The sequence below is a fragment of the Polaromonas sp. P1_E3 genome, from assembly GCF_056405935.1.
The window spans coordinates 1-566 of sequence record NZ_JBFUBD010000842.1; the positions used below are offsets into that span (position 1 = coordinate 1).

Consider the following 566-nt stretch of genomic DNA (forward strand, 5'->3'; position numbering starts at 1 on the left):
TTCCAGTGCCGACCCGATCAGCAACGAATTGGCCGTGAGCGGATTGGAGGGCAGGACGCCTGTGTTGTGCAATGCCAGCGTCACCACGCCCACCAGCAGCAAGGCCCAGGCAGCCAGAAAATACCGCGCACCCGGATGCCCCATGCGCAGGCTCAGCACGCCGACCGCCACCAGCATGGTGACGCTGAAGACCGCCAGCACCGTCACCATCCATGAAGACACCACATAAGGCATCGTGAAGGCCGCCAGCAGCGTCAGCACCCAACCGGCCACCAGCGCCTGTATGAGGCGGTCCAGGCGCGGCATCTTGAGGGCGCTGGAAAGAAAACTGCGTGCAAACAGCAAGCCGAAAGATGCGGTCGCCGCCATGCCCGCCGGCGGTGAAATGCTGTTCCACCAGGTAAGGCCCGGCCAGATGAATTGCGCGCCAAAACCTGTCAACGCGGCCTGTGCGATGGCCATGCAGCCGACAAATGCCACGTAGATCAGATAGGCACGGTCGCGCACGGAAAAAAACAGCAGCAGGTTGTACAGGAAGAGCCCCACCAGCAAGCCAAAGTAGAGGC

Annotated in this window: 1 protein-coding gene; it reads right to left on the reverse strand. The window is 62.0% G+C overall.

The features are described from left to right. The coding region (locus AC1D0Z_RS23875) for a 7TM-DISM domain-containing protein (RefSeq protein WP_477660585.1) at positions 1 to 566 on the reverse strand (566 nt) is incomplete at both ends.